Annotated in this window: 1 protein-coding gene; it reads right to left on the reverse strand. The window is 60.9% G+C overall.

From position 1 onward, the window contains the following. Positions 1-435 precede the first annotated feature (435 nt). Positions 436-2,985 carry a Ulp1 family isopeptidase gene (locus QJT78_RS49630; RefSeq protein WP_240537869.1) on the reverse strand — a complete coding sequence of 850 codons (2,550 nt, stop codon included), beginning with the start codon at positions 2,983-2,985 and terminating at the stop codon, positions 436-438. Positions 2,986-3,304 lie beyond the last annotated feature (319 nt).

The following is a 3,304-nucleotide window of genomic DNA, read 5'->3' on the forward strand; positions in this document are numbered from 1 at the left end:
GCGGTTGGAGGTGATGGGGTTGGCTTCACAACCGAATCCTACGCCGTATCAGCGCTTTACACCACGCTCGCCAGCCCTCAGGCGCACTCTTACGAATAAGACGGGCTAGGACATCCATGATTTGCCGTCTTCTGCGCTGTAGCAGGCAGCACCCTGCAGGTGATCGCAATAATTCGTCACGATTCGCGCTGAACTAACTCCGGCAGAATGGTCTCTCCAGGAACCACCCGCCGGCCCGACGCACAGCACGATTTGCTTTTATAGCCGCTGGCGGCGTTGTGAACCCTCTTCACTGCCTTTTTAACGGCGTCGACCCTTACAGGTCCTCCTGCATTCAGCTGATTTCGTGCGCTTGCTCGCGGCGACAGCGGCCGGTCCTGAAACGCCGCCGAAAACCCTGGAGATCGACACGCCTACCGGACGGGCGCATCGCCATCAACCCCTAAGCCGGTCCCGGAGTTCCTGCCGATTGGCGACGAGGTTGTCGAGGTGCAGCGGCTCGGCTTGTGGCCGCTCTCCTTGCGCCAATCGTCGAACCAGCTCCCGTGTGCCATCCACCACGAACACGCCGCAATCATAGCTGTTCTGCTGCGGGGCCATTCCGGCTCGCTGCAGAGTCAGGCCCAGCCGTTCTGCGAGCCGTTCTGCGGGCCCGTCATTGTGTCCCTCGACGGAATCGTAATGATAGGCGACCGGCACTCCTCGCGTGCAGCGATCTACGAGTAGCAGCGACCAATGGGTGCCGTTAGGATGGGTTGGACTGGCATCGGTCACTGGCAGGAATAGGAAGTCGGCTACATCATTGTCATGATCATAGACGATGCGCTGCAATGCGCTGAGCGCGTCGCGCTCGGCGCCCCAACTCAACCGAAAGGCAATGAGAGGATCGACGAACCGCGTTCGGGCGGCAAGATTCGGATCATTCATTTGCAACTCCTGCGTCAGGAGCTCGTAGTCCCTCTGGATATGCTCGTCGCCCAGCCACTGCATGGGGTCGAGAGCCCGCCCGCTACGGTCGTGGGATGAGGCCGCCGGACCCGACGCCCCGATCTCGGCACCGGAGTGTATGCGCGGGAACGCCGACAGATAGTTCGCGTAATCAGGCAGCTCCTCCGGTGTGGACGGCAAATCAAGGACGTTGTAGACGTCTGACGGTGCCGCTGGCGCAGCTTCTTCAGCAACTCGAGGATGATGGATGAGGTGAACGTCGTTGGGTCCTTTCGGTCCCAAAACGGCCGTGTAGCGTTCGCCGCCAATCTCGTAGTTCATGATTGGATGTTCCGCGACAGGCAAGAAGTCCCACTTGCCCAACGTGGACAGCATCATGTCGGGCGCCGGCTGGGTGCGATGAGAAAAATCCTTGGGAACGGCGAACGAAACATCGAATGTATCGCCGACAGCGGGAGACCGCAGGTGAATGAGCCGAACATCATCGGGCCCTCCCGGTCCCAACACGGCCGTATAGCGTTCACCGCGAATGTCGTAGGTCTTTACCCGCTCTGCCACATCCGGAAACTGACCCCAGCGGCCCAACCTGGACCGCATCATACCCGGCGCAGGCTGGGCGCCGTGGGAGAAGTCCTCGGGAGCGGACAAAGACGCATCAAAAGTCTCGCCGAGCGCTGGGAACACCGCCTCAGCCCGGTCGGACGCCGGCGCGGCTTGCTCCATCCTGCGTGAAGGCAGTGCTGGCGAGGCTTGATTCCCCGACGGCGCGCTGGGCTGCGGAGCGTTTTCCGATCGAGGATGGAGCGGGAAGCTCTGCCTGGTCATCCCCGCGGGCACCAACAACGCCGTGTAACGGTCAGTGTTGATCACGAAGCTGGTCGGTCGGTTGTCCCCGCTCGGGAGGACGCTGCTCCTGCTCGGTGCAGCAGGTTGTTCATGCCCGCTCTGCTGCATTGTGGGCTGCCTCTCCAATTCGTGGAGGGAAGCCCGCATCAGCACGCCAGCGTCTGCATTGAGGTCGTTTGGATTGACGAAGACTTGCGGCAGGGCGGAATGATCATCCAGCAATCGGCGAACTTTCGCAGGAGGGGACTCTGGATTAAACGTGAATCCCTCTGGCTCTACGGAGAAGGGCGGCTGAGCGGGGTGGTCGCCTAGCCGTCCCTGAATTTCCCCGCGAAGCTCATGCTCCAGCCGCTCAAGTTCCGATGGATCGACCGGCGGCTCCTCGGCCTCATCATCGAACAGGTCCCAGACTTCCGCCGGAACCCCGCCTGACCTGGGCGACGGGACACCATCGCCCCCGGCTTCCCGAGGGCCGCCCGGACCTGAAACTTGTTTCGCGTCGAGCTGGTCACCCAACGTCCCCAACGCGGAGATGAGAGTTGCGTGCGTCGGAAGCAACCTACGAGCGAACGCGACTCGCGAATCCTGATCCAGTTCAGATATCGTCTGGCCCTTGCCCTTGAGTTTGTCAGAAAATTGGCGAAGAGCATTCTGATATAAACCAAAGGAACTCTCGTTGAGTCCGCCGGGATTAGTCAGATGCTCTATGAGAAGGGCGTCTTCCGCTGAGGGGGCAGCGCGTCGCGCGCCATAAGCTACATGGCCCGGCTCATAATACGCACGAAGGATGTTCAACCCCGTTACGATAGCATTGTCTAACGGAAAGTAAGCTTTGGCGTGCTCGGCCAGGGATTGGTGATCCCTTAGATCGGTCGATTGGCCACGACCGCGGATTTCGTTTATCAATCGACGGAGTCCTCGAACATACTGATAGACCGTTGTCGGTTTTCGCGGACCTGCATATTGAGCAATCGCCTTGTCGATAATGTCCCGATCTTCCGTAGAGAGATTGGGATGGTGGCTCCGGCTCGCCCCCCTAGAGACAGGAGCCGGATCAGGCGGGCGCGCCTCGGCCAAGTGCTGCTCAAAGCCCTCTTGCCCGGCCTGGCCGGCGTGCGTCTCTTCCGAGACGTCGTGCTGCACTTGCGACCAAGCTGTTACGTTGGATGGATCAAAGTTCTGCCGGTCCACGCTAGCCTCACGTCCAAGATCACTTGAGCAGACCTATAGTCGCGCGAGCTTTCGAGAAGCTGACGAGGCCGCGTAGAGCCGCGGCAGGATGTTGCTCGGCTTGCCCGGGGTGCGTCTGTATGGCACCTTACGGCTCGGTAGGGCGCGCCCAACATGGCCCCCACCGCAGTCTTGAGGGGCGGCCCTCTAAAAGGGGTGCGCGGGTGCGTCTTAGCCCGTCCTATTCGTGAGAGTGCGGCTTTTGGGCCCGATTGATGCGGCCGCACATCTTGTCTGACGAGGCGCACAGGATTGCCTTCGGCTTTTCGCCGCCTGACGA

Source organism: Bradyrhizobium sp. Mp27 (genome assembly GCF_029953005.1).
Taxonomy (GTDB): domain Bacteria; phylum Pseudomonadota; class Alphaproteobacteria; order Rhizobiales; family Xanthobacteraceae; genus Bradyrhizobium; species Bradyrhizobium barranii.